Origin of the sequence: Pseudomonas sp. NPDC087615 (genome assembly GCF_044743445.1) — a bacterium.
Lineage (GTDB): Bacteria > Pseudomonadota > Gammaproteobacteria > Pseudomonadales > Pseudomonadaceae > Aquipseudomonas > Aquipseudomonas baetica_A.
In genome coordinates this window covers 2283-4238 of the sequence record NZ_JBIUWM010000112.1, presented here as the reverse complement: position 1 = coordinate 4238, position 1956 = coordinate 2283, and the positions used below count along the sequence as shown (strand labels likewise).

Sequence of the window (1956 nt, the reverse complement as noted above, 5' to 3'; positions counted from 1 at the left end):
ATCCACTGGAAATCGTTGGTCAGCGTGACACTACCGTCACCACCTGCACCGGTGTTGAAATGTTCCGTAAGCTGCTCGACGAAGGTCGTGCTGGCGAGAACTGCGGCGTTCTGCTGCGCGGTACCAAACGCGACGACGTTGAGCGTGGGCAGGTTCTGGTTAAGCCGGGTTCGGTTAAGCCGCACACCAAGTTCGAAGCTGAGGTGTACGTGCTGAGCAAGGAAGAAGGCGGTCGTCACACTCCGTTCTTCAAAGGCTACCGTCCACAGTTCTACTTCCGCACTACCGACGTAACTGGTAACTGCGAGCTGCCGGAAGGCGTAGAAATGGTAATGCCAGGCGACAACATCAAAATGGTTGTCACCTTGATCAAAACCATCGCTATGGAAGACGGTCTGCGCTTTGCTATCCGTGAAGGCGGTCGTACCGTAGGCGCTGGCGTCGTAGCAAAGATCATCGAATAATCGGTTGTAATGTATTTTTCAGGCCGGCATAATGGTCGGCCTGATTTTGTTTTAGGTCAGTAGCTCAATTGGCAGAGCGACGGTCTCCAAAACCGTAGGTTGGGGGTTCGATTCCCTCCTGACCTGCCAGATTCACTCGGTGTGTCTGGCTTTCTTTTCACAGGATCTTCATAGATGACTCCTAAGGCTGAAGCACAAAGCTCTCGCTTCGATCTGCTCAAGTGGCTTGTAGTAGTCGCTTTGGTGGTTGTAGGCGTTGTTGGCAATCAGTATTACGCTGCTTCGCCGATCCTGTACCGTGTACTGGCTTTGCTTGTCATTGCTGCTGTAGCTGCCTTTGTAGGCCTGCAGACGGCGAAGGGCAAGTTTTTCTTTGTGCTGGTTAAGGAAGCTCGTACCGAGATTCGTAAAGTCGTGTGGCCAACTCGCCAAGAAACCACGCAGACCACCCTGATTGTGGTGGCTGTTGTTCTGGTTATGGCGTTGCTGTTGTGGGGGCTTGATTCCCTGCTCGGTTGGCTTGTTTCCTTGATTGTCGGCTAAGGGTGTCCCGTGGCTAAGCGTTGGTACGTTGTGCATGCTTATTCGGGTTACGAGAAGCATGTAATGCGCTCGCTCGTTGAGCGAGTAAAGCTGGCTGGCATGGAAGATGGCTTCGGCGAAATTCTGGTTCCCACTGAAGAAGTGGTTGAAATGCGTAATGGCCAGAAGCGCAAAAGCGAGCGTAAATTCTTTCCGGGCTATGTGCTGGTGCAGATGGACATGAACGAGGGTACTTGGCACTTGGTCAAGGATACTCCTCGGGTGATGGGTTTCATCGGCGGTACTGCTGATAAGCCTGCGCCGATTACTGATAAAGAGGCGGAAGCAATTCTGCGTCGTGTTGCTGATGGTAGCGACAAGCCTAAGCCGAAGACTCTCTTCGAGCCAGGTGAGACAGTACGAGTCAATGACGGGCCATTTGCTGACTTCAATGGTGTTGTTGAAGAAGTTAACTACGAAAAGAGCCGGATCCAAGTGGCGGTGCTCATTTTCGGTCGCTCTACTCCGGTAGAGTTGGAGTTCAGTCAGGTCGAAAAGGTCTAGCTGGGCAAGCATCCCAACCCCGCAGCCCTAGGCTGTGGGGTTTTGTCGTCACTGGGATAAACGCGCAAGTAACCGGGGAGCCTTTCGAGGCGTTTGAACCCGTAATTGGAGTGCCTCATGGCCAAGAAGATTACCGCTTACATCAAGCTACAAGTGAAGGCCGCTCAGGCTAACCCAAGTCCACCTGTTGGTCCTGCTCTGGGTCAGCACGGCGTGAACATCATGGAGTTCTGCAAGGCTTTCAACGCCCGTACTCAGGGTCTTGAAGCAGGTCTGCCAACTCCAGTGATCATCACTGTTTACAGCGACCGTAGCTTCACTTTCGAAACCAAATCCACCCCTGCTTCGGTTTTGCTGAAGAAGGCGGCCGGTCTGACCAGCGGTTCCGCTCGTCCGAACACCGTTA

At 53.1% G+C, this 1956-nt stretch carries 4 protein-coding genes and 1 tRNA gene; all 5 read left to right on the top strand.

Annotation, left to right across the window (positions count from 1 at the left end):
- The coding region (locus ACIOU6_RS27535) for an EF-Tu/IF-2/RF-3 family GTPase (protein WP_401139872.1) at window positions 1-464 on the top strand (464 nt) is incomplete at its 5' end.
- A 53-nt stretch (window positions 465-517) separates the two neighbouring features.
- Window positions 518-593 (top strand) — tRNA-Trp (locus ACIOU6_RS27530).
- A 45-nt stretch (window positions 594-638) separates the two neighbouring features.
- Window positions 639-1007 (top strand): preprotein translocase subunit SecE, encoded by a 369-nt coding sequence (secE, locus tag ACIOU6_RS27525; protein WP_401139870.1) that lies wholly within the window; start codon window positions 639-641, stop codon window positions 1005-1007.
- Between the two features lie 9 nt (window positions 1008-1016).
- On the top strand, window positions 1017-1550 hold the full coding sequence (gene nusG / locus ACIOU6_RS27520) for a transcription termination/antitermination protein NusG (RefSeq protein ID WP_007916492.1): 534 nt from the start codon (window positions 1017-1019) through the stop codon (window positions 1548-1550).
- Window positions 1551-1667: 117 nt separating this feature from the next.
- Window positions 1668-1956 (top strand): 50S ribosomal protein L11 (gene rplK, locus ACIOU6_RS27515; RefSeq protein ID WP_401139867.1); only part of this gene is annotated, 289 nt, incomplete at its 3' end.

Excerpts from the sequence above, each read along its gene's own strand:
- secE (WP_401139870.1), top strand. The coding sequence starts at position 639 with ATGACTCCTAAGGCTGAAGCACAAAGCTCTCGCTTCGATCTGCTCAAG.